Below are 22,373 nucleotides of genomic sequence, written 5' to 3'. Positions count from 1 at the left end.
TATGTTAAAAAAGAGCTACGTGTTAATATGTTTATTGCTGATTTGCACACTGTTGTCTGCAAGTGGTATTGCTCAGGAAAGAAGGGTAATTACCGTTGCAGATCCAACTATTTTCTACCATGAACATACTTACTACCTGTATGGAACTGCAGATAACGAGGCGCAAAAAGGGTTTAAGGTATACATTTCAAAAGATAAGAAAAGTTGGAAAGATGGGGGGACAGTGCTAAAAAAAGAAGATGTGTTTGGCACATCTGGCTTCTGGGCACCACAAATTTTTAAGTATCAAGACAAATTTTACCTGGCTTATGTTGCCGATGAACGAATTGCTATTGCCGAAAGCGACGGACCAAAGGGCCCCTTCACTCAAAAAGTGAAGAAAGCAATTGACGCTCCTGTCAGAATTATCGATCCTTTTATATTTTTTGACTCTGGTAAAATTTATTTGTATCATGTTCGGCTCGACAAGGGCAACCGCATTTATGTTACTGAAATGAATAGCGATCTCTTATCTATTAAGGAAGAGACAAGCACAGAATGCATACATGCCAGCGAGAATTGGGAAAATACAAGTGGAGCAAGCTGGACTGTAACCGAGGGGCCGTCTGTTTTAAAAAGGGGGAATGTTTATTATATGTTTTATTCAGCAAATGATTTTCGTAACCCGGATTATGCTGTTGGTTATGCAACCAGCGACAGTCCTTATGGGCCTTGGGTTAAATATAAAGGAAACCCCATTTTAAGCAAGCTTCAAACCAATGAGAATGGCTCTGGCCATGGAGATTTTTTTGAAGATGAGAAAGGAAAGTTTAATTATGTTTTCCATACTCACGAATCCAATAATAAGCCCAACGGAAAAAGAAGAACAGCTATAATTTTGATGAAATTTTTGGAAGGAAAGCACAAAACGGAAAAATTGTACACCTATAAGGGGACATTCCGTTTTTTAACTCAGCAATAGTTCTCCGGCACTGTATAAAGACCAGTTTAAACATAGACACAAATGAAATTTAAAACTTTAACAGCAATTGTTTTCATTAGCGCCCTGGTCCTTATACTTGGTTTTCAACTGGGGGGCAGGAAATTAAAGGCTGATGGTTTTGAGGTATTGAAAAAAGCCTTCAAAAATCCTGGTAATGAATATGGCACCACCCCATTCTGGGTTTGGAACACTAAGGTAAGCGGGGAAATGATAGATTCTATGATGCTGGACTATAAGAAAAATGATTTCGGAGGAGTAATCGTCCACGCCCGGCCCGGACTGATCACTGAATATTTATCTGATGAATGGTTCAGTTTATTTGAATATGCCCAGCAAAAGGGAAAACAATTGGGTCTGAAGGTCTGGATTTATGATGAAAATTCTTATCCTACCGGGTTTGGGGGTGGTTTGGTGCCCGACCAGATGCCGGAATCGTACAATCAGGGCCAAATGCTATATATGAGTGAAGTAACAGCTATTCCGGGTAATCTGGAAGAGGTTTTAATAGTCCTTAGAGAAGACAAGGGACAGTTTACGGACATAAGTTTAAGCCTGGCCGCAGAGAAGGGTAAAGCAGGGAAATACCGGATTTTCAAAAAAGTGAATTATCAAAAGTCTAACCGTGGAACGGTGGCAGGGCCTATTGGCTCTTCTTACGTAGACCTGATGGCCAAAGGCGTTACACAAAAGTTTATGGACATTACCTTTAAAGGATATGAAAAAGTTGCAGGCCATGAATTTGGCAAAACTGTTCCGGGTATCTTTTCTGATGAACCAACCATTATCAATGAGGGTAAGGATTGTGTACGCTGGACACCCGACCTGTTTGCGCATTTCAAGGAAAAATGGGGTTATGACCTGCGTCTTCAGCTGCCATCGCTATTTGAGGAAACCGGTAACTGGAAAAAAGTAAGACACAACTATTACCAAACGCTGTTGCAACTGTTTATCGACAGATGGTCTAAACCTATGTTTAATTATACCGAGCAGCACAACCTGATCTGGACGGGGCATTACTGGGAACACGGCTGGCCAAGCCCTTACCATGGGCCCGACAATATGACCATGTATGCCTGGCACCAGATGCCTGGAATTGACATGCTGTTTAACCAGTACAATGAAGATAAACCCGTACAGTTTGGAAACATCAGGGCGGTTAAAGAACTGGGTAGTGTAGCCAATCAACTTGGAAAAAAAAGAACGCTTTCCGAAACCTATGGTGGTGGCGGCTGGGAGCTGACTTTTAAGGACATGAAGCGGTTGGGCGACTGGGAGTTTGTGCTTGGCGTGAATTTTATGAACCAGCACCTGTCGTTCATGAGTATTACCGGAGCAAGAAAATACGATTATCCGCCGAGTTTTTCTTATCATGAGCCCTGGTGGCCTTTCTATAAAACGCTGAACCAATATTTTTCCCGGTTGTCGCTCTGCCTGTCAACGGGCCAGCAAAAAAATGATGTACTGGTTTTGGAACCCACTACTTCTGCATGGATGTATTATTTCAGAGGTAAAGAGAACAAACGGTTTTTTGAAATCGGGAAAAATTTTAATGATTTTGTAACTACCCTGCAAAGGGCGCATGTTGAATATGACCTGGGTTGCGAGAACATTATCAAAGATCAGGGAAAGATTGAAAGCGGAAAATTCGTTATCGGCCAGCGTGCTTACAGTACCGTTGTCATTCCACCTGGTATGGACAATATTGACCGCCCTACATTTAATTTATTGAAAGAATATGCCCGTCAGGGCGGCAAAGTGATCTTATTTGAAAAGCTTAGCTGTTTAGATGGGGATGCCAATGACGCACTGGATTTTTTTACAGCTGCTAAAAGCAATGTTTTGCTGGCTGTTGGTGCCGCTGAACAACAGATCATCCAAAATCATTTGCTGCCTGCAGACATCCGGATATCGGCTGTAGGCAATAATAGGATAGGTGGTAATTTGTATTACCAACGCAGACAATTGGCTGACGGGCAATTGATTTTCCTTTCAAATGCGAGTATGGAGGCCGCTTCAAAAGGTATGGTTACGGTTAATGGTAAAGACGCATTGATGATGGACCTGTTCAGTGGGGGGATTTATGATTATCCGGAAAAAGAAAGCTCCGGTAAGCTTAGTTTTAAATTTGATATTCCAGCAGCGGGAAGCATGATGTTTTTTGTGGCCGATAAGAAACAAACGGGTTTCAAAGCACCTGCTTTAAATCGGGCTGAAACACTTGTAAAAACAAGCCAGTCAAAAGTACTTCGCCCCGCAGAAAATACGCTAATGATTGACTTTTGTGACCTGGAACTCAAAAAACCCGATACCGCTTATCGGGACTTGCATGTTGGCATCGCTTCTAATACAGCTTTTAAACATTTTGGATTTAAAGATGGTGTAGGCAATCCATGGAATAACCGTACCCAGTTTAAAGATCGGATTGTTGCCCGCGACACTTTTTCGGTAGGTACCGGATATATGGCGACCTACCGTTTTGAAATAGCCCAAAATGTTAACCTGAAAAATTTTCGTGCAGTAGTAGAACAACCAGGCTTGTGGAATAGTGTGTCTGTAAACGGAACAAAGGTAAAGGCTTTGAAAGGTAAATGGTGGCTTGACCGTTCTTTTGGGGTTTTTGAAATTGGCAATTACCTTAAGCCGGGTAAAAACAGTATTTCACTGGCTGTTTCGCCAATGCGTGTTTATGCAGAAATAGAACCTGTATATATATTGGGCGACTTTAACCTTGTTCCGGCAGTAAAGGGCTGGGAAATAACTGCAGCTGCACCGCTTACATTTGGACCCTGGAATAAACAGGGGCTGCCGTTATATGGACAGGGTATCAGCTATGTAAAGGAGTTTCAGGTTCAGACCATGGGCAAGGAATATGCCGTTAAACTGAAAAAGTGGAAAGGCACAGTGGCTGCAGTAAAAGTTAACCATGTGCTTGCAGGAATTATCAGTTCGGAACCTGATGAACTTAATATTACCCCTTATCTTAAAAAAGGCCTTAACCATGTTGAAATTGAGGTGATTGGAAGTCTTAAGAATTTACTTGGCCCACATCACAATAAACCCTTACCTGGTTTGGTAGATCCCGGCAAATGGTATAATGTTAAAACATACCCTTCAGGAAATGATTATCAGACTTATGGTTATGGTTTGGAAGAAGATTTTGATATTCATGAGATCATCCCCCGATAAAGTTCTATAAAGTTGATACAATTTATAGTGAATATGCCGTGTCGCTTTTGATTTCTGACATTACAAATGAAGTCTGTATGGTGCTTATACTAGATAAAGTTGCCAGTTTCTCATTATAAAACAAATTGTAATGATCCATATTTCGTGTAGCAATCCGGAGAATAAAATCGAAAGTCCCAGTCATTTGAAAGCACTCCATCACTTCATCAAACTTTGCAACTTCATCCTTAAATTCCTTTAAGCTCTCTTTGGTATGAGATTTCAGATAAACTTGTGAAAAGGCAATCTGGCTCCTGTCTATCTTTCGGTTATCAAGGATCGCAACAATTCGTTTGATGTATCCATTTTCTTTTAACCGCTTTACCCTTGCGTGGATTGTTGCAATAGATTTGTTCACCTTGGCAGCAATTGCTTCGTTACTGAGTGCAGCATCTTTTTGCAAAATTTGCAATATCCTGATATCAGTTTGATCCAGACCTGTAGACATATATTGGATTTTTAAAATCTAAATAAAAAAATATCAATTATTTCTGTTAAACGAATTCAAATCTGAATAAAAACATGATGAAAACCAAAAAAACTAAATATTTTATGGAATTGAATGTGCCGGCTGATGGGAGAGAGACATTGCTGATGCCTGAATTTTTCATAAGCTGGGTTTCGTTTCTTGTCTGATCGATTTTAATAAAAAAGATGTTATAACAAGTATTCATTTTGTTCAAGTTTCTGGAATTTTTCTATTTTTACAATTCACCAGGAAACTATGCCATATACCAATAGAATTGTACTGATTCTCTTTTTGATAGCTCAATTCCAGTTTGTATCTGCACAAAATAAAAAAACGGTTAATGGAAATGTAACGGATGCCAAAACAGGCGAAACATTGATTGGGGCAAGTGTTAAGCTTGCAGGCAATACACAGGCTGGTACTTTAACCAATGCTTATGGCTTCTATTCGCTGAATACTGCCGAAGGTAATTATGAAATTGCTGTCAGTTTTATTGGCTATAAAACCATCAGACAAAATATCAGCATTGCGAAAGATACCAGGCTTAATTTTGCAATGGAAGAAGACAATCAGCTCAATGAAGTAATCATATCGGCTACAAAAAGAAACGAAAATGTAAGCAGTCCGCAAATGGGCCTGCAAAAGATAGACGTCCGCGAAATCAACAACGTGCCCGTATTGCTGGGCGAGCGTGATATCCTTAAAACGATACAGTTGCTGCCCGGCATCAAATCGGCGGGCGAGGGGAATAGTGGTTTTTATGTGCGGGGCGGGGCTACCGATCAGAACCTGATTCTTTTAGATGAAGCACCTGTTTACAATGCCTCGCATTTACTGGGTTTCTTCTCAACCTTTAATTCCGACGCGATAAAAGATGTAAGCGTTTATAAGGGAGGGATGCCTGCACAATATGGAGGGCGACTGGCCTCGGTACTGGATATTAAAATGAACGATGGAAACCGTAAAACCTATACTGCCGAAGGTGGGATAGGTCTCATTTCATCCCGTTTAAAAGTTGAAGGCCCCATTGTAAAAGATAAAGGTTCATTTATGGTAAGTGCCCGCAGAACTTACATGGATGCCCTTCTGTCCTTATCGCCAGATAGCAATATAAACAGCAATATCCTCTTTTTTTACGACCTGAATGCAAAGGCCAATTACCAGCTTGATGAAAAGAACACCCTATATCTATCAGGGTATTTTGGCCGCGATAAACTGGGTATAGCTGATACCTTTGGTTTTAACTGGGGCAATACCACTGTTACCCTAAGGTGGAACCATCTGTACAGCAACAGATTGTTTTCTAACACTTCTCTTATTTACAGCAATTACAATTATGTGATCCAGAACTTTATGGAAGAAAATAACTTTGAGGTAAATTCTTCTATTAAAGACTTTAATTTAAAGCAGGATTTTGAATACAGCCTTAGCAACAGCCATAATCTGAAGTTTGGTTTAAATGCCATTCACCATACCATTGCCCCTGGCAAACTAACTGCTACAGCAACTTCAAGTGTAAATGAAACCAGGTATGAAGACCGCAAAGGCCTGGAACTTGCTACCTATATATCGGACGAATGGACGGTAAGCCCTAAAATGAACCTGGTTTATGGACTACGTTTAAGCAGTTTTTCTTTAATGGGGCCTGGCAACATCAAAACTTATGATGCCGAGGGTAATACCACCGGTACCACTACGTATCACGCAGGCGAGTTTGTGAAAAGCTATTTTAATCTGGAACCCAGGGTTTCGGCCAGTTATCAGCTCAGCAATTCAAGTTCCTTAAAAGCTGCCTATACGCGCAATGTCCAGAATGTGCACCTGATGTCCAATTCAACTTCTACTTCTCCTACAGATCTGTACATCATGAACAGCAATAATGTAAAACCAGAAATTGCTGATCAGATTGCAGGGGGCTATTTCCGTAATTTTAACGACGATAATTACGAGTTTTCTGCAGAAGTTTATTATAAGTGGATGCAAAACCAGATCGAATACCGGAGTGGTACAGATTTGCGTGGCAATGCAAATGTAGAAGCTGATTTGTTGTACGGTGATGGCCGGGCTTACGGATTGGAGCTGTTTTTTAAGAAAAGGTTTGGCCGGTTTAACGGATGGATAGGTTATACCTGGTCGCGTACGGAGCGGCAATTTGATGCCTTTAACAATGGCAAATGGTTTTATGCAAAACAGGACAGAACGCATGACCTGTCGCTTGTAGGTATTTATAAAGCGAGTACACGCTGGACTTTCTCCTCTGTCTTTGTGTATAACACCGGTAATGCCGTCACCTTTCCAAGTGGCAAATACCAGATCAACGGGCGCACCGTTTTTTATTATACTGAAAAGAACAGTTACCGCACACCGGCATACCATCGTTTAGATGTATCGGCCACACTCGAAGGGAAACCGGGCAGAAAGCTGCAGTCCAGCTGGTCTTTCGGAATCTATAATTTATATAACCGTCAAAATGCATTTTCTATAGATTTTAAGGATGATCCGGATGATGCAACCAAAACACAGGCTGTACGGACAACCTTATTTGGTATTATCCCTTCTGTAACCTGGAACTTTAAATTTTAGCCGAATGAACAATTTTAAAATAAAGGTGATTTTAGCAGCAATGCTGTTCAGCAGTTGTGAAAAGGTGATTGACCTGAAACTGGATAATGCTGAACCTGTTGTGGTTATTGATGGGGGGCTAAGCGACCAAAATGAAAATCAGGTTATAAAGGTGTCTAAAACCTATAATTTTACCGAACCCAATAAGTTTAACGGAGTAACAGGTGCAAAGGTAGTGCTTACCCGGCCAAATGGCAGCACCATCAATTACAATGAAATAGCACCAGGTATATATCAAAGTGCCAAATTCAGAGGGGTAACTGGCGTCAGGTATGCTTTGGATGTAACTATAGATGGTAAAATCTACAGTGCCGCATCTACTATGCCCGGAAAGGTAATGCTGGATTCATTGAGTTTCAGGCAGTTTAATTTTTTTGGTAAAATAAATACTTATGTGGCTGTAAATTATCAGGACCCGGTAGAGGTACAGAACCAGTACCGTTATATTTTGAAGGTAAAGGGTAAGGTAGAGGACGATATGGTAAGTGAGGATCGTTTTAACAATGGTAACAGTGTTTCAGATGTTATTTTCTATAAACTGGATGATCTGGTTTCGGGCGATAGCCTACATGTCGAATTTCAATGCATAGACCGGAATGTATACCGGTATTTTTACAGTCTGGGACAAAATGCAGGTAATGGCGGGCCACCTGTATCACCTGCAAATCCGGTTTCTAATTTTAATAATGGTGCCTTGGGCGTTTTTAATGCCTATACTTCCAGCAAAAGAACGGCGGTAATCAAGTAAAGTCATTATACTTTGTTTTCCGCTAGAACTATGTTAACTTTATAAAATCTCTATTAATTAATCTCTTAAAGTTAATCATAATGGTTACGCATACAGCTCAGGATCTGGTTTCGGTTGAAGACGAAAGGATTAAAACACTGTACAATTACGATCTGCTGGATACGCCTCCGGAGGTACCATTTGATAAATTGACCCGACTGGCGGCAAACCTGCTTAAAGTACCCATAGCCATTATATTACTGGTAGACAAAGAGAGAATTTGGTTTAAATCAAAGTATGGTCTGGAAACCCGGCAAATAGACCGTGAAGAGGGCTTGTGTGATTCTGCTGTATTGGCGGAGGATCTTTATCTGGTCGAAAATGCAGCTGCTGACCCAAGGACTATGGGGCACCGCCTGGTAACGGGGACTTTTGGATTAAGGTTCTATGCGGCCTACCCACTTAAAACCAGGGACGGCTATAACCTTGGGGCTTTCTGTGTGATCAGTAAAGAACCCAGAAAAATGAGCAGGGAGGATTCGGAAATTTTAAGGGACATCAGGGACATTGTGATGCACAATATTGAGCTCAGGTTAACTTCTAAGCTATCGGCTGCAAGACAGCAACAAATATTAAATACAACGGCACACGATCTTAAAAATCCCTTAACCACCATTCCGGTTCGTGCAGATCTGATCAAAATGAAGAAAAATAATCCGGAGATGGTAGATACCATGTGCGATCAGATTAAAGTTGCAAGTTTAAATATGGTCCGCATCATAGATGAACTGTTGCAATCGGGCAGTATGGAATCCGATCAGGTCCATTTGCTGATGATGAAACTCAATGTTTCCTTTCTGGTCAGTAATGTAGTATCCATGAACCTGCCTTTGGCAGAAAGAAAAGGCCAGACCATACATTTCAGTTCGGAGATGGATGTAATGGCGACTGGTGATGAGGGGAAACTGAACGAAGTGATAGATAACCTGGTCAACAATGCCATCAAGTATTCACCACTCAATACCAACATTTATGTCCGTGTAAAAACATTCCCCAATCATGTACTGATAGAAGTTGAAGATGAGGGGCAGGGCTTAACTGCTGAAGATAAAAAACAATTGTTCCAGCGTTTTACCCGATTAAGTGCGAGACCTACAGCCGGTGAGCATTCTACCGGTCTTGGACTTTCTATCGTTAAAACCCTGGTTGAAGCCCATGGCGGCCGGATCTTTGCCGAAAGTGCAGGAAAGGGTTCAGGTGCTAAATTTAGCGTTGAACTCCCTTTGCGCACAAATTAAAAACATTCTACTTCCCATTTACGGACAAAAGTTTCGTTTGGGCCTAAAGTAACTATGCCTTCTTTATGTTCAATGTGCTGGTCATGAGCTGTGCCATCCGCCAGGCCACACCAGGGCTCCAGGCAAACAAAATCGGCATTTTTTGCTGCCCAAATCCCGAAGAAAGGAAAATTTTTGAACCTGAAATGGATCCCGTTTTTGTTTTTATGGTTGTGCAGGGTAATGCAGTCGCTTTTTAAAGTTTTAAGTACCAGTGCATCGTCGTAAAAAAGCGCATGATTTAATGGCAGTTTTCCTTCTTTTAATTCAATAACCGCAGTTTCACTGTCAATCAGGTCATGTTTAACTTTATGGTACACCAGTTCGGTATCCTTGTTAAACTGCAAAAAGTAGTCGGTATACTTTAAACCGCCTTCCGTTGATGTCGCAAATGCCGGATGGCCACCAATGGAAAACAACATTGACTTTTCATTATCGGGGTTTAACACCTCATAAGTACAGGAAATTGCCCTGTCTGAAAGTTGATAACGCAGCTGTAGCACAAATCTGAAAGGATAAACCTTCAGGCTTTCTTCATCATCAGAAAGTGTAAGCAAGGCTTCTGTAGCACTTAGCTGCTTTACCTGGAAATCTTTGTCCCTGGCAAAACCATGTCTGGGCAACTGATATTCCTTACCCTCAAAGTAATAAGTATTGTTCTTTAATCCTCCTACAATTGGGAACAGCACCGGACTGAACTTACCCCAGTATTCAGGATTACCATTCCAAAGGTAATTTACATTGTTTTTTTTGCTTTTTAAGCTTTGTAATTCGGCACCCTTACTTGCAATTGAAGTGCAAATTTGTTCGTTTTCAAGAAAAATCATACTGGGTAAAAATAAAAAAAATAAGGTTTCTATTTGATTATCTCCCTCCGGGAGGACAGTTACGCCTTAAAAACTCTGTATAGGTTAATGCAAGGTGCGCTGAGGTGTTTTCGCCCTCGTTAATGCTGTGTGTGCGGTTGGGGTACGACATCAGTTGAAACACTTTTTTGTTTCTGATCAGTTCATTGATCAGCATTTCTGCATTCTGATAGTGGACATTGTCATCACCTGTACCATGGATGTACAGCAGGTTTCCCTGAAGGTTTTTGGCATAAGTAACCGGTGAACCTTTAATGTATGCCTCTTTTGTTTTTAAAGGAGAACCCATATAACGTTCCTGATAAATGTTATCGTAAGTGAGCTGGTTGGCCACTGCGGCAATAGCTATGCCTGTTTTATAAATTTCAGGATATTGGAACATCAGGTTTAGGGTAGATGAACCACCACCGCTCCAGCCCCAAACGGCCACGCGGTCTTTATCAACAAATGGCCATTGTAAAATCTTTTTAGCAGCCATTGCCTGATCACGGATGTTCAGCAAACCAATGTTTTTGTAAATGCTTTTACGCCATTCACGTCCTTTGGGTGCTGGTGCACCCCTGTTTTCTACGGAGATATAGATATAGCCGTCTTTTGGCATATCACCTGCATATAGCCGGTTAATGCCTGTACCAAACTCATCTTTAACTGTTTGTGAGGCCGGTTCGCCATATACATAAAATACAACAGGATATTTTTTGGTCTGATCAAAATTATCAGGTTTTTTCATCCAGCCATCCAGTTCTATCCCATCTTCGGTAGTTACCTTAAAAAATTCTACCTTATTTTTAGGTGGTCTTATTCGGCCTAACTGATTGGTGATACTGCCATCCATGGTTAGTGGATTTAAGGTAGTCAGCTTCATCCATTCGGTAATTAAGGGCACAGAGGCAGTGGTATAGGTATGACGGGCATAAATGCCATTTGGAGAGATGTCGTAATTATGGGTGCCCGGCAGGATAGAAGGGGTGACCATTTCCGGCTTTGACCCACCGCTTAATTTTGTTTTGTACAGGTATTTTTGTGTGGCATTACCCGGAGATGCCATATAATAAAGGGAGTTGTTTTTCTCGTCAACCAATGATTTTTCAATAACATCGAAATCGCCTTTGGTGATCAGGGTCTGCCTTTTCCCGTCTTTACTGATGCGGTAGGCGTGGCGCCACCCGTCTTTTTCGCTCATCCAGATGAACTCCTTGTTTTCATTCACCCATTCCCAGTTTTCATCGGCCGCATCTATCCAGGCCTGATCTGTTTCGGTAAGGATGTTCTGGGCTACACCTGTAGCCGCATTGGCTACAAATAGCTTGCTTACATTTTGCTCCCTGTTTAGCTGCTGTAAAATGACTTCGTTGGAACCAGGTATCCAACCCATTCTTGGGATGTAGTTTTGGATCGCATCACCGGGAATATTGAGCCATTTGGTTTGCGCTGAGGCAATATTTACTACACCAACCTTACAGGAAGACGGGTCTTCACCTACTTTAGGATATTCTACAGGTATGGTAAAAGGATAGATAGAATCTGTATTGTCTATCATCAGAAAGTTTTTGATTTTTGTGGCATCAATTTGCCAATAGGCGATAGATTGTCCGTCTGGACTCCACCTGAAACCATCCCGGCAGTCGAATTCTTCTTCATATACCCAATCGAATGTACCATTGATCAGGCGTTCTGTTCCGTCGGTAGTTAGTGCTTTGGTACTTTTGGCCATCAGATCGTCTACATACAGATTGTGTTTACTAACATAGGCAACTTTATTGCCATCGGGCGAGAATTTTGCAAACATGAGTGATGATGCGGGTTTATCTTTTCCAACCTGTGTAATTGTATTTGCTTTTAAATCGGCCACAAAATAATCGCCACGGGTTTCATACCGCCAAACTTTTTTGCTATTGGTGTAAATGAGCACTTTGCTGCCATCTTCAGAAAAGAAAAAATCTTTAATTCTGCCGATGGTATGCTGGCCAGAGGTATAAAGCAAATCGCGGCTTATAATGGTTTTACGTTCATTCTGGGCCAGTGAAATGGATACCAGCTCCCCATCCGTAAACTGGTAATACGCATTCCCATCTTTAGTCCACTTAAGTTCAGGTCTATTTTGTGCATGGGTTTTACTGCAAAAGCCAATTAACAGGGCCAGCGCTAGTTTAAACACGATGTTTCTGAAATTCATTTTATTAAAGTTCTATAAATTGACGATATACATTTTGGAGATATGCTTTTGCATGATCAAGGGTTTTTGCTGTTTGTGCTTTATCGGCCGCATTGCTGTTGTACAATATCATTTTGCCTACATTATCAAAGGTAACACATTGCTGGTTATCAATAAAACCCATTCCGTTGTCCCAGCTAAAAAAAGCAAATGGTTTGGTATAAGGGTTTAACAGGTTTTTGCTCCAGGTAAACGTAGTTGCAGGCAGGTTAAGCTGGGCCAGTAAGGTGGCTGCAATATCTGTCTGGCTACCTATCCGGTCAAACCTTTTACCTTTAAATTCATTTTTGATTACCTCTCCGTAAAACAGGAGTGGAATGTGATAACGCTGCGGTACAGCAATGTCCTGCCTGTTTTTTGGCAATACATGCCCATGGTCGGCTACAAATATAAAAAGGGTGTTTTTGTACCAGGTCTGCTTTTTGGCCGTTGTCAAATAGGCATTGATGCAGGAATCGGTATAATAAGCTGTGCTTTTAAACTTTGCTACATTATCCGTATTGCCAAATTTAGGTGTACCCGGTAAAGTATATGGCTCATGATTGGTAAGGGTAAGCAGGGTAGAAAAGAAGGGCTGCTGCTCACGGTTTAAATCGGCAAGCTGCCTTGCAAATACCAGCTCATCGTACTTGCCCCAGGGCGATTTCATTTCATTGCCTTTGAAGCTGTTCTTGTCTACCAGCTTTTGGTAATCGTGGCTCAGGATAAAGGCTTTGTAATTGTCGAATTCCGACTCCCCACCATAAAAGAAAGAGGTATGGTAACCATTTTTAAAGAGCACCTGCGAGATAGCGGGAATCTTCTGCATTTTTTCAGGCCATTTTACAATACTGCCTGCGGCAAGTGTAGGGAAGCCTGCCAGTGCTGCCATCAGACCTTTATCGGTACGGCTACCTGGAGAGTAGATCTGACTGAAAAGCACACCCTTGTGCATTAATGTATCAAAATGCGGAGTTATCCCGTCTTCATCGCCAAGGGTCTTGGTCAGATCGGCTGTAAAGCTTTCAATAATTATGAGCACCACATTGGGGCGTTTGGTGTTGAGTAGGCTAACGGTGGTATCTTTTGCGGTAGTATATAGTGCTTTGGTATTTTGTTCGGCCAGTTGCTTGTCCATATATATATATGGGTTGGTCTTCGTCATTCTGGAAGCCAGCAGGCTCGACAATAAGTTCCACTCTGTATTTACTGCCGCATGGTTAAGCACCTGGTCTTTCGAAAAATAAGCCATACTCTGCGTAATAGGGGATTTACCCAAACCACCTCTGATCAACAGGAAATTACAGGCAATTAAGAAAAGGCAAGCGATTGCCCTGAGCGAGATCGGTGTTTGAGTAAAACTGAGTTTCCTGGATACTACATAGCGTTGCAGAAACAGACCCAGTGCAATTAACAGGATGAGTAATGAGATGGAAAGGCCAATGGGTGAGGAAGCACTGGAGGCCATGGCTTCCCGGGGTGATGAAAAGGCAAAACCAAGTGCCTTTGCGTTTACCTTGCTGCCCCATTCGCGGTAAATGTTGAAATTAACTACCGCAAGAATGCTGAATATGACAATGAGGACGGTGTTGTAAACAGCTATCCATTTCAACTCTACAATTTTACGGCCGTTTAACAGCCAGTAAATATAGCTTAAAAGTGGAATGACAGCCAGATAAGCTGTCATAGATAAATCTAAGGGAATGGCATGGTAAAAAGTAGCCAGCCTTTCTGATAATGGAACCGATGCCAGTTGCCTATGGTAAATGAATATAAATATCAGGCGGTCTATAAAGAAGAACAACAGCCAAAACAAAAAGAAGCGCAGAAAGAAGAGCAAACTTTTCAGCATTCGATTCAGGGTTTAATTACCACCCCGCATTGCTTTGAGCTCGGCCATGGTCTTTTCTTCATACCCTTTCGGAATGTTGATAGAAAAAGGCCCTACCTTGCCTTCCTTTACAGCCTTTAAAGTAAGTATGGTTTTAACTCCGTCTTTTATATCAGGGAATTTGATGGGGGTACTTTTCAGTTCTTCAAAACCAAATGGGCTTCCACCTGCCGGTAATTTAAGTTCTGTAGTGGCCCACAATTCATAGTTTGTACCATTGTTATCTTTGTAGGTGAATTTTTCGGCATTGAAGCCCGCAATGTTCTGTTTTTCACCGGTAGCTTTAAAATCACTGTACTTTAAGGCACCCCGCTGTTGTTCTAATTCTTCTTTAGATAATTTTGCAGCATATTGCTTTTGCATCATTGGTACATCAACCAGTACCACTGAATTTTTAACTGAAGCGTCGGTGATGATTTTCAGCATGGCCATACCCATATCTATCTGTACCTTCGATAAATTTCCATTAAAATCAACTTTACTTTCAGAAGGTAATACAGATGGGTCTACCTGTTTTTTCTGGTCATCTGTCAGCACATATTCTATACCGTAGGTAAGTGTGCCGGAGTCTATAACTTTTTGTGCTTTGGCCATAATAGCTGTACCAATTAAAATGATGGCTAAAACTCCTGTTTTGATTGATTTAAACATATCCTTAATAATATTTTTACCAGTTAATTTTTTCTTTGCTGATAAAGGCAGCAACACCTTTTTTAAAATCTTCAGTTTCCCTAACGCTGGCATTGAGCTGTACGGCCGCGGCCAGACAATTATCGAGTTCCGGATTTGTGGTCTGCCCGATCAGCTGTTTAGTTACCATTAACGAATTAGCAGAAGCTTCATTGCACAAACTTAATGCAAAATTGTTTACATTAAGACTGATCTCTTCTTTCTTTGTTACAAAAGTGATGAGTCCATAGCTTAAAGCCTCTTCAGCAGTAAACAGAATTCCGGTAAGCAACAATTTTTTGGCGATGGTTTCGCTGGTTTTGCGCAATAAAAAACAGGCTACAATTGCTGGTACAAAACCAAGTTTTACTTCGGTATAGCCAAAGCTGGCTTCAGGCACGGCAAATACAATATCGCATACCGTTGCCAAACCGCATCCGCCCGCAATGGCATGACCTTCAACCTGGGCAATCACTACTTTGGGCAGGTAATAAATGGTGGTAAACAGGCGTTTTAAATTTTCAGAATCGGCCAGGTTTTCCTCGTAGCTGTTTTGCTGAAGCTGCTGAAGGTAAGCCAGATCGGCCCCCGCGCTAAAGGTAGTGCCATTGGCTTTTAAAATGACCACCTTAACTGCAGGATCTTCCGATGCCCTTACAAATGCAGCGGTCAGCCGGGCTACCAGCTCGGAATTTAATGCATTGCGTTTTTCGGGTCGGTTAATAGATATGGTAGCTATACGCTGGCTTACCGTATACAAAACCAGGGGTTCAGTCATATAAGTCTTATTTTATCAGGCCAAATATAAGATAAGGTTAAGAAGATGCCAGTTTTACGCTACAGATTTTCTACACAATTGGGTTTTAATTTGGTGTAAAATTTACGATCATGTGCCCTTCTTATTATTGTGCAGTATACAGGAGACTATTTATCGTCATTTTATGTCTGATGTTACCTGTTTTTTGTATGGCGCAGCTACAGGATACTTTATTGTTGACAGCAATGCCAAACAGCTATAAGTATACGGGTATGGAACCCTATAAGCCAGGTTTTACTCCTTTTATAATTCCGGCAGCATTTATTGGCTATGGTGTAATTACACTTGCCGGAGATAACCTGATCCGGAGGCTGGATTATAGCACCAGAAATGAGTTACAGGAAGACCATCCCTTATTTGCTGCGCATGCAGACGATTATATGCAGTTTGCCCCGGCAGTGGCTGTTTACGGGTTAAATCTGGCTGGCATAAAAGGAAAACACAGCTTGCTGGATGCTACAGGTATATACGTATTGTCTTCCGCCATTATGGGCGGTTCTGTTTCTATCTTAAAGCGTGCCACACATAGAGAACGCCCAGATGGCTCTGGTTTTAATTCTTTCCCTTCAGGACATACCGCCAATGCTTTTGCCGCGGCCGAGTTTTTAAAGCAGGAATATAAAGATATTTCGTCCTGGTATGGTGTGGCTGGTTATGCGGTGGCAACGGCTACCGGAACACTCAGGATGTATAACAATAAACATTGGTTTAGTGACGTAGTAGCGGGGGCTGGTGTTGGTATTCTGTCTGCCAAAATAGCTTATTTAGTTTATCCCAAGTTAAAAAGACTGGTGCTCGGTAAAAGTACTTTGCAGTATAATGTTGTACCTTCCTATCAGCAACATAGTATTGGACTCTCATTGAATGGAACATTTTAAAAAAATGCGGTACCTTATTCTGCTATTGATCTGTTTTTTTTCTTTAGCGGCAGCAGCGCAAAGTTCTGGTGAGCTATCCAGGGACCTTAACTTTTTTATTCAGCAGGCCCTAACACTAAATCCGGTTAGCCGGGACTTTAAAAACCAGTTGCTGATGACTAAGATCGACAGTCTCCGGTTAAGGGCCGGATATCTTCCCCAGGTAACGGCAAGTTCAACCGGTTTATATGCTCCGGTGATCAACGGTTATGGTTATGATGAAGCTTTAACCAATGCACATACATTTGATGCCTTGCTTACGGCAAATTATAACCTGATCAATAAAGGGCTTAAAACAAATGGACAGCAGCAATTGCTGTTGCAAATGGATTCCATAAAGTATGTTGCTAAACGGTCGGAACTGGATTTGGGTAAGACTATAGCAGAGCAGTATATTAATGCCTATGCCAGTCAGCAACAGGTGATGTTTAACCTCGACGTTTGTAATTTGCTGGACAGGGAAGAAGTGCTGTTAAAACAGCTTACCCGGTCAAATGCCTATCGCCAAACGGATTACCTGACCTTTCTGGTTACACTAAAGCAGCAGCAATTGCAGCTAAAGCAGGCCGAACTGCAGTTCAAAAACGATTACGCGGCACTGAATTATTTAACCGGGATTAAAGATACCAGTACGGTCATGTTAAAAGAACCTGTATTCAGATTTGAAGGAAATACATTAACAAACCATCCTTTTTTTATGCAGGGTTTTGCTATCGATAGTGCTAAAAATAGCAATGAGCGTAAAGCTGTAGTACTCAATTACCTGCCAAAAGCAAGTGTTTATATAAATGGAGGGTACAATTCTTCTTTTCTGCTGCAGCCTTATAAGAACTTTGGCACAAGTGCCGGTTTTACCTTATCGGTTCCTATTTACGACGGACGGCAAAAGAAAATACAGCTGGACAAGCTGAATTTACAGGCGCAAACGACCACTGCATACCGGGATTTCTTTATAAACCAGCATCGGCAGCAGATAGATATGCTTTACCAGCAGATTACAGCAACAGAAGGCTTATATGTACAAATAAAAGACCAGATCAAATTTGCCAGGAGCCTGGTAGAAGTTGACCTGAAATTATTGCGTACCGGCGATGTAAAAATTGCAGATCTGGTGATTGCCATCAACAATTATATGGCCGCACAAAATCAGTTCAGACAAACAGATATCAATCGTTTAAAACTTATCAACCAGCTCAATTACTGGAACAGATGATCAAAACTATGAAAGCTAGTTATTTATTTATGCCCGGCATGGTCCTGCTCTTGTTTAACTTTGCCTGCAGTCAGCAGGATACCAGCTCAGAAATAGCTGTAGTGCCGGGCGCGCCCGTTGAAGTAGGACATATATCTGCAGGTACTTTAACAGATTTTGTAACGTTAAACGCCGTATCTGCCTATCTGCAAAAGAGTTATGTAAAGGCAAATATTACGGGCTATGTTCAGTCGGTAGCTATACTGCAAGGCCAGCAGGTTGCACCACGTCAGCTGCTGTTTAGCCTCATTACCAAAGAGGCCAGGGCGATAGGGAATGCTGTTAACCAGCTTGATCCTGCTTTTAAGTTCTCCGGAATATCGAATATCAGGGCTGATCAGCCTGGTTTTGTCGCCATGGTGAACCATCAGAAGGGAGATTATGTGCAGGAAGGTGAGGCACTGGCTACCATCAGCAACCAACGGAGTCTTGTTTTTTTGCTGGATATGCCCTACGAATTGCATCAGCTGGTTGCACTTAACAAAAACCTGGAACTGACGCTTCCAGATGGGGAGAAGTTAAATGGAACGGTTCGGGGGACGTTACCATCAGTAGATTCGGCCTCGCAGACAGAACGGATAATTATTGGGGTAAATCCGTTGAAGTCTTTGCCAGAGGGGTTGATAGCCCTGGTAAAGGTAATTAAACTGGCCAGGCCGAATGCCATGGTACTGCCTAAATCGGCAGTGCTGGCCAATGAAACAGAGGACGAGTTTTGGGTGATGAAGATGATCAACGATTCAACAGCAGTGAGAGTACCGGTAAAAAGAGGGATCGAAAACGATAAGCAGGTGGAGATCTTAAGTCCTGTTTTTAATGCCGGCGACAGGATCATTATTACAGGGAATTATGGTATCCCAGATACGGCAAAGGTTAAAGTGGTTAAAAAGTTATGAAGAACTTCTTTATCTCTCATAAGAATCCCCTGTTGGTTATACTGATCTTGGTACTAACAGGTGGCTGTTATGTTTTTTTTCAGCTAAAAACATCACTTTTCCCGGAAATTACTTTCCCAAAAGTAAAGATCATTGCCGAGGCCGAACTGCAGCCGGTTGATAAAATGGTGGTAACAGTTACCAGGCCACTTGAAAATGCGGTGAAGCAGGTGCCCGATTTAAAGCTGGTCAGAAGTAATACCAGCCGGGGCAGCTGTGAAATATCGGCCTACATGAACAGCAATGCGAACATCGATCTGAGCCAGCAAAGGATAGAATCGCAAATTGCCAAGATCAGTGCTACGCTTCCGCCGGGAATTAATATATCTGTCGAAAGGATGAACCCATCTATATTGCCGGTAAGTGGATATAGCCTGGAAAGCAACACCAAATCGGCTATAGAACTTAAACAATTGGCTACGTATACGGTTAAACCTTTTTTGTCGCAGGTAGATGGTGTTTCCGAGATCAGGATCATAGGCGGTAAAACAAAAGAATACTGGCTGGAACTGGACGAACAAAAAATGGCAGCCTTATCCATATCCCCTGAAACGGTGAGCTCCATTTTAGCACAGACAAATTTTATAAAATCAAATGGATATCTTTCGGATCACAACTTTTTGTATCTGTCCGTTACTGATGCTACAGTTAAAACCAGGGCACAACTGGAAGACCTGACCATTGGTAAAATGGGGAACCGCATGATAAGGGTTAAAGATATTGCACAGGTTAAAATACAGGAAGGTGTAACCTATACCAGGGTGAATGCAAATGGCAGGGAAGGGATCCTGGTTGCGGTAATTAAACAGCCCAATGCGAACCTGGTGGACCTGTCTGATCAGATGGAGCTGAAGATAAATACCCTTAAAAAAATCCTCCCGGCAGGGGTAAACATAAAGCCCTATTATGTGCAGGCCGATTTTGTAAATGAATCGGTAAAAAGTGTAAGGGATAGCCTGCTGATAGGTTTGGGGCTTGCAATTGTAGTTGCCATTATCTTTTTAAGATCTTTAAAGGCCAGTGCCACCATACTGATTACCATACCTGTAACCTTGTGTCTGACACTTATTGTTTTATACCTGGTAGGCTACTCTTTAAATATCATGACGCTGGGTGCTATAGCAGCCGCTATTGGTCTGATCATTGATGATGCGATTGTGGTTGTAGAGCAAATTCACCGGACGCATGAAGAGCATCCTGAAGAACCCACAGTAACACTCCTGAAAAAGGCCATCGATTATCTTTTTCCGGCAATGCTGGGCTCATCTGTAAGTACAATAGTTATATTTATACCTTTTGTATTAATGACCGGTGTGGCTGGTTCTTATTTTCAGGTGATGACCAATACCATGATTATTACGCTGATCTGTTCGTTTTTTGTAACCTGGATTGGTTTACCGGTAGTCTATCTGCTGCTTACACGGGATGCGGGGTTAAATACGGTGGGTAAAAAAAGGGAAATGCATCCTGTTAAGACCCAGAAATGGATCAGCTATTTTATACACCGGCCATATATCAGCATGATTGGCGTACTGTTACTTGTTGCTGCTATTGTTTTTATTTATCCGCGACTTGAAACAGGGTTTTTATCTGAAATGGATGAGGGGAGTATCGTACTGGACTATAATTCTCCGCCAGGTACATCTTTGACCGAGACCGACAGGATGCTTAAAGGGATAGAAAAAGAATTGGTGAAGATACCAGAAGTTGCCGCTTATTCGAGAAGGACAGGTACACAGATGGGTTTTTTTATTACCGAACCCAACACGGGTGATTACCTGATCCAGCTGAAAGCAAACAGGACCAAAAGTACGGATGAAGTGATTGCAGAAATCAGGCGTATGATCGAAAGTACCCAGCCGGCATTGGTGATAGATTTTGGACAGGTGATTGGGGATATGCTGGGCGACCTTATGAGTTCTACCCAGCCTGTTGAACTGAAAATATTTGGTAACGATCAGAAAAAGTTACAGGCTTTGTCGAAAAAGGTAGCTGTCATGATTACCGGGATAGCAGGTGTCGCCGATGTGTTTGACGGTATTGTCTTATCTGGTCCTACAGTAAATATACAACCCGATTTTTCTGCACTGGCGCAATATGGCGTTAGTCCGGCCAGCTTTCAGTTCCAGGTGCAAACCGCTTTGGAAGGTAATATAATTGGAAATTTGTATGATCAGCAGCAACTGTCCCCCATCCGGATGATCTATCCGGGAAGCAGGCAATTTGGTATCTCCAATATAGAGGGACTGAAAATATTTATGCCGAATGGAAAAACTGTTCCCATTCAGGGACTGGCCAGGGTAACACTAAGCGGAGGTAGTGCCGAAGTATCAAGGGAAAATTTGCAATCCATCGGTGTGGTTACTGCCCGTTTGGACAACAGGGACCTGGGGAGTGTAATGAAGGACATCCAAAGAGAAGTGGCTGCAAACATCACCTTGCCTGCCGGTTATCACATCGAATATGGTGGGGCTTATGCCGAACAGCAGCAATCGTTCAGAGAATTGCTGACCATACTTATAGCTTCCAGTTTACTGGTATTTAGTGTGATCCTGTTTTTATTTAAAGATTTTAAAATTGCATTTCTGATTTTATTTATCGCAGTACTAGGTATATCGGGTAGCTACCTTGCCTTGTTTATCACGCACACCCCTTTAAACGTTGGCAGTTATACGGGGCTGATCATGATTGTTGGGATCATTGCAGAAAATGCAGTGTTTACTTTTTTACAATTTAAAGAATCTTTGACCATCATGAATGTTGATGATTCCATTACTTATGCCATTTCAACACGTCTAAGACCCAAGTTGATGACTGCTCTGGGGGCTATAATTGCACTGTTCCCTTTAACCCTGGGCATTGGCGCCGGTGCCCAGCTGCATCAGCCGCTTGCTATAGCGGTTACGGGAGGTTTTATTGTTGGTCTTCCGCTATTGCTGGTAGTTTTACCGAGTATGATCAGGAAGCTGTACCATTAAATCCAGGTAAATTATTGAAAGATAAGGATAATGGTGCCACCTATGATCATCAATACGGCAACTGCGGTTTTGAGGGACAGGGGTTCACCTAAAAATATAACAGATAACACAATGGCAATGGCCACACTGGCCTTATCAACCGGGGCAACCTGCGAAACCTTACCCAATTGAAGTGCCTTAAAATAAAATACCCAGGATAGACCCGTGGCAAGGCCCGAAAGGATCAGAAAGGTCCAGTTTTGTCGTGTTAATCCGGAAATGCCCTGCTGGTCATTCCTGAAAAATACAATTGCCCAGGCTAAAAGTAAAATGACAACCGTTCTGATTGCCGTTGCCAGGTTGGAATCAATACCTTTGATCCCTACTTTAGCAAGAACAGCCGTAAGGGCCGCAAAAATAGCCGACAATAAAGCATAGATCCACCACATGTACTTAAATTTTAATCAGATTGTTTTCATAAAAGCGTAGCTGTAAGTTAGCAAACGAACTACA

At 41.9% G+C, this 22,373-nt stretch carries 16 protein-coding genes; 9 read left to right on the top strand and 7 right to left on the bottom strand.

Going from position 1 to position 22,373, the window contains the following annotated elements:
- Window positions 1-34 precede the first annotated feature (34 nt).
- Together PHEP_RS12675 and PHEP_RS12670 are read left to right on the top strand one after the other, a co-directional pair.
- Window positions 35-961 carry a glycoside hydrolase family 43 protein gene (locus PHEP_RS12675; RefSeq protein ID WP_202901246.1) on the top strand — a complete coding sequence of 309 codons (927 nt, stop codon included), beginning with the start codon at window positions 35-37 and terminating at the stop codon, window positions 959-961.
- A 42-nt stretch (window positions 962-1,003) separates the two neighbouring features.
- Entirely contained in the window at window positions 1,004-4,168 is a 3,165-nt protein-coding gene (locus PHEP_RS12670) for a glycosyl hydrolase (protein WP_015808371.1), read from the top strand.
- Between the two features lie 22 nt (window positions 4,169-4,190).
- Here PHEP_RS12670 and PHEP_RS12665 read toward each other — a convergent pair whose 3' ends face one another.
- Entirely contained in the window at window positions 4,191-4,655 is a 465-nt protein-coding gene (locus PHEP_RS12665) for an Lrp/AsnC family transcriptional regulator (RefSeq protein WP_015808370.1), read from the bottom strand.
- Between the two features lie 276 nt (window positions 4,656-4,931).
- Here PHEP_RS12665 and PHEP_RS12655 point away from each other — a divergent pair, with 276 nt between their 5' ends.
- From PHEP_RS12655 to PHEP_RS12645, 3 genes are all read left to right on the top strand, one after another.
- Window positions 4,932-7,259 carry a TonB-dependent receptor gene (locus tag PHEP_RS12655; protein WP_015808369.1) on the top strand — a complete coding sequence of 776 codons (2,328 nt, stop codon included), beginning with the start codon at window positions 4,932-4,934 and terminating at the stop codon, window positions 7,257-7,259.
- Between the two features lie 4 nt (window positions 7,260-7,263).
- Window positions 7,264-8,046 (top strand): DUF4249 domain-containing protein, encoded by a 783-nt coding sequence (locus PHEP_RS12650; RefSeq protein ID WP_015808368.1) that lies wholly within the window; start codon window positions 7,264-7,266, stop codon window positions 8,044-8,046.
- A gap of 80 nt (window positions 8,047-8,126) precedes the next feature.
- Window positions 8,127-9,323 (top strand): GAF domain-containing sensor histidine kinase, encoded by a 1,197-nt coding sequence (locus tag PHEP_RS12645; protein WP_015808367.1) that lies wholly within the window; start codon window positions 8,127-8,129, stop codon window positions 9,321-9,323.
- Here the strand turns inward: PHEP_RS12645 and PHEP_RS12640 are convergent.
- The 5 genes from PHEP_RS12640 to PHEP_RS12620 are packed head-to-tail and all read right to left on the bottom strand — an operon-like array spanning window position 9,320 to window position 15,760.
- Window positions 9,320-10,189, bottom strand: a complete 870-nt coding sequence (locus tag PHEP_RS12640) for an aldose 1-epimerase family protein (protein WP_015808366.1) — start codon at window positions 10,187-10,189, stop codon at window positions 9,320-9,322. The genes PHEP_RS12645 and PHEP_RS12640 overlap by 4 nt on opposite strands.
- A gap of 37 nt (window positions 10,190-10,226) precedes the next feature.
- Complete coding sequence (locus tag PHEP_RS12635; RefSeq protein WP_015808365.1) at window positions 10,227-12,404, bottom strand: S9 family peptidase; 2,178 nt, start codon at window positions 12,402-12,404, stop codon at window positions 10,227-10,229.
- Window positions 12,405-12,408: 4 nt separating this feature from the next.
- The gene (locus PHEP_RS12630; protein WP_015808364.1) at window positions 12,409-14,274 is read right to left on the bottom strand and encodes an LTA synthase family protein; all 1,866 of its coding nucleotides are present in this window, start codon (window positions 14,272-14,274) and stop codon (window positions 12,409-12,411) included.
- A gap of 12 nt (window positions 14,275-14,286) precedes the next feature.
- A complete protein-coding gene (locus PHEP_RS12625; RefSeq protein WP_015808363.1) occupies window positions 14,287-14,964 on the bottom strand; it encodes a hypothetical protein in 678 nt (225 codons plus the stop codon).
- A 16-nt stretch (window positions 14,965-14,980) separates the two neighbouring features.
- Window positions 14,981-15,760, bottom strand: a complete 780-nt coding sequence (locus PHEP_RS12620; protein ID WP_015808362.1) for an enoyl-CoA hydratase/isomerase family protein — start codon at window positions 15,758-15,760, stop codon at window positions 14,981-14,983.
- Window positions 15,761-15,948: 188 nt separating this feature from the next.
- Here PHEP_RS12620 and PHEP_RS12615 point away from each other — a divergent pair, with 188 nt between their 5' ends.
- From PHEP_RS12615 to PHEP_RS12600, 4 genes are read left to right on the top strand one after another with little or no spacing between them, the layout of a single operon-like run.
- Window positions 15,949-16,677 (top strand): phosphatase PAP2 family protein, encoded by a 729-nt coding sequence (locus tag PHEP_RS12615; RefSeq protein ID WP_015808361.1) that lies wholly within the window; start codon window positions 15,949-15,951, stop codon window positions 16,675-16,677.
- Between the two features lie 4 nt (window positions 16,678-16,681).
- Window positions 16,682-17,929 (top strand): TolC family protein, encoded by a 1,248-nt coding sequence (locus PHEP_RS12610; RefSeq protein ID WP_162141656.1) that lies wholly within the window; start codon window positions 16,682-16,684, stop codon window positions 17,927-17,929.
- 8 nt (window positions 17,930-17,937) lie between these two features.
- Window positions 17,938-18,864, top strand: a complete 927-nt coding sequence (locus PHEP_RS12605) for an efflux RND transporter periplasmic adaptor subunit (protein WP_036674594.1) — start codon at window positions 17,938-17,940, stop codon at window positions 18,862-18,864.
- Window positions 18,861-21,881 (top strand): efflux RND transporter permease subunit, encoded by a 3,021-nt coding sequence (locus tag PHEP_RS12600; RefSeq protein ID WP_015808358.1) that lies wholly within the window; start codon window positions 18,861-18,863, stop codon window positions 21,879-21,881. The genes PHEP_RS12605 and PHEP_RS12600 overlap by 4 nt, the downstream gene beginning before the upstream one ends.
- 11 nt (window positions 21,882-21,892) lie before the next feature.
- Here PHEP_RS12600 and PHEP_RS12595 read toward each other — a convergent pair whose 3' ends face one another.
- A complete protein-coding gene (locus PHEP_RS12595; RefSeq protein WP_015808357.1) occupies window positions 21,893-22,309 on the bottom strand; it encodes an EamA family transporter in 417 nt (138 codons plus the stop codon).
- Window positions 22,310-22,373: the final 64 nt, after the last annotated feature.

It is taken from the genome of Pedobacter heparinus DSM 2366 (assembly GCF_000023825.1).
Taxonomy (GTDB): Bacteria; Bacteroidota; Bacteroidia; order Sphingobacteriales; family Sphingobacteriaceae; genus Pedobacter; species Pedobacter heparinus.
Note: the sequence above shows the minus strand (reverse complement) of the source record. Positions and strands in the feature narration are given on the sequence as shown.

Coding starts and splice junctions, on each gene's coding strand:
- PHEP_RS12670 (WP_015808371.1), top strand. CDS start 1,004: ATGAAATTTAAAACTTTAACAGCAATTGTTTTCATTAGCGCCCTGGTC.
- PHEP_RS12665 (WP_015808370.1), bottom strand. CDS start 4,655: ATGTCTACAGGTCTGGATCAAACTGATATCAGGATATTGCAAATTTTG.
- PHEP_RS12655 (WP_015808369.1), top strand. CDS start 4,932: ATGCCATATACCAATAGAATTGTACTGATTCTCTTTTTGATAGCTCAA.
- PHEP_RS12650 (WP_015808368.1), top strand. CDS start 7,264: ATGAACAATTTTAAAATAAAGGTGATTTTAGCAGCAATGCTGTTCAGC.
- PHEP_RS12645 (WP_015808367.1), top strand. CDS start 8,127: ATGGTTACGCATACAGCTCAGGATCTGGTTTCGGTTGAAGACGAAAGG.
- PHEP_RS12640 (WP_015808366.1), bottom strand. CDS start 10,189: ATGATTTTTCTTGAAAACGAACAAATTTGCACTTCAATTGCAAGTAAG.
- PHEP_RS12635 (WP_015808365.1), bottom strand. CDS start 12,404: ATGAATTTCAGAAACATCGTGTTTAAACTAGCGCTGGCCCTGTTAATT.
- PHEP_RS12630 (WP_015808364.1), bottom strand. CDS start 14,274: ATGCTGAAAAGTTTGCTCTTCTTTCTGCGCTTCTTTTTGTTTTGGCTG.
- PHEP_RS12625 (WP_015808363.1), bottom strand. CDS start 14,964: ATGTTTAAATCAATCAAAACAGGAGTTTTAGCCATCATTTTAATTGGT.
- PHEP_RS12620 (WP_015808362.1), bottom strand. CDS start 15,760: ATGACTGAACCCCTGGTTTTGTATACGGTAAGCCAGCGTATAGCTACC.
- PHEP_RS12615 (WP_015808361.1), top strand. CDS start 15,949: ATGGCGCAGCTACAGGATACTTTATTGTTGACAGCAATGCCAAACAGC.
- PHEP_RS12610 (WP_162141656.1), top strand. CDS start 16,682: ATGCGGTACCTTATTCTGCTATTGATCTGTTTTTTTTCTTTAGCGGCA.
- PHEP_RS12605 (WP_036674594.1), top strand. CDS start 17,938: ATGAAAGCTAGTTATTTATTTATGCCCGGCATGGTCCTGCTCTTGTTT.
- PHEP_RS12600 (WP_015808358.1), top strand. CDS start 18,861: ATGAAGAACTTCTTTATCTCTCATAAGAATCCCCTGTTGGTTATACTG.
- PHEP_RS12595 (WP_015808357.1), bottom strand. CDS start 22,309: ATGTGGTGGATCTATGCTTTATTGTCGGCTATTTTTGCGGCCCTTACG.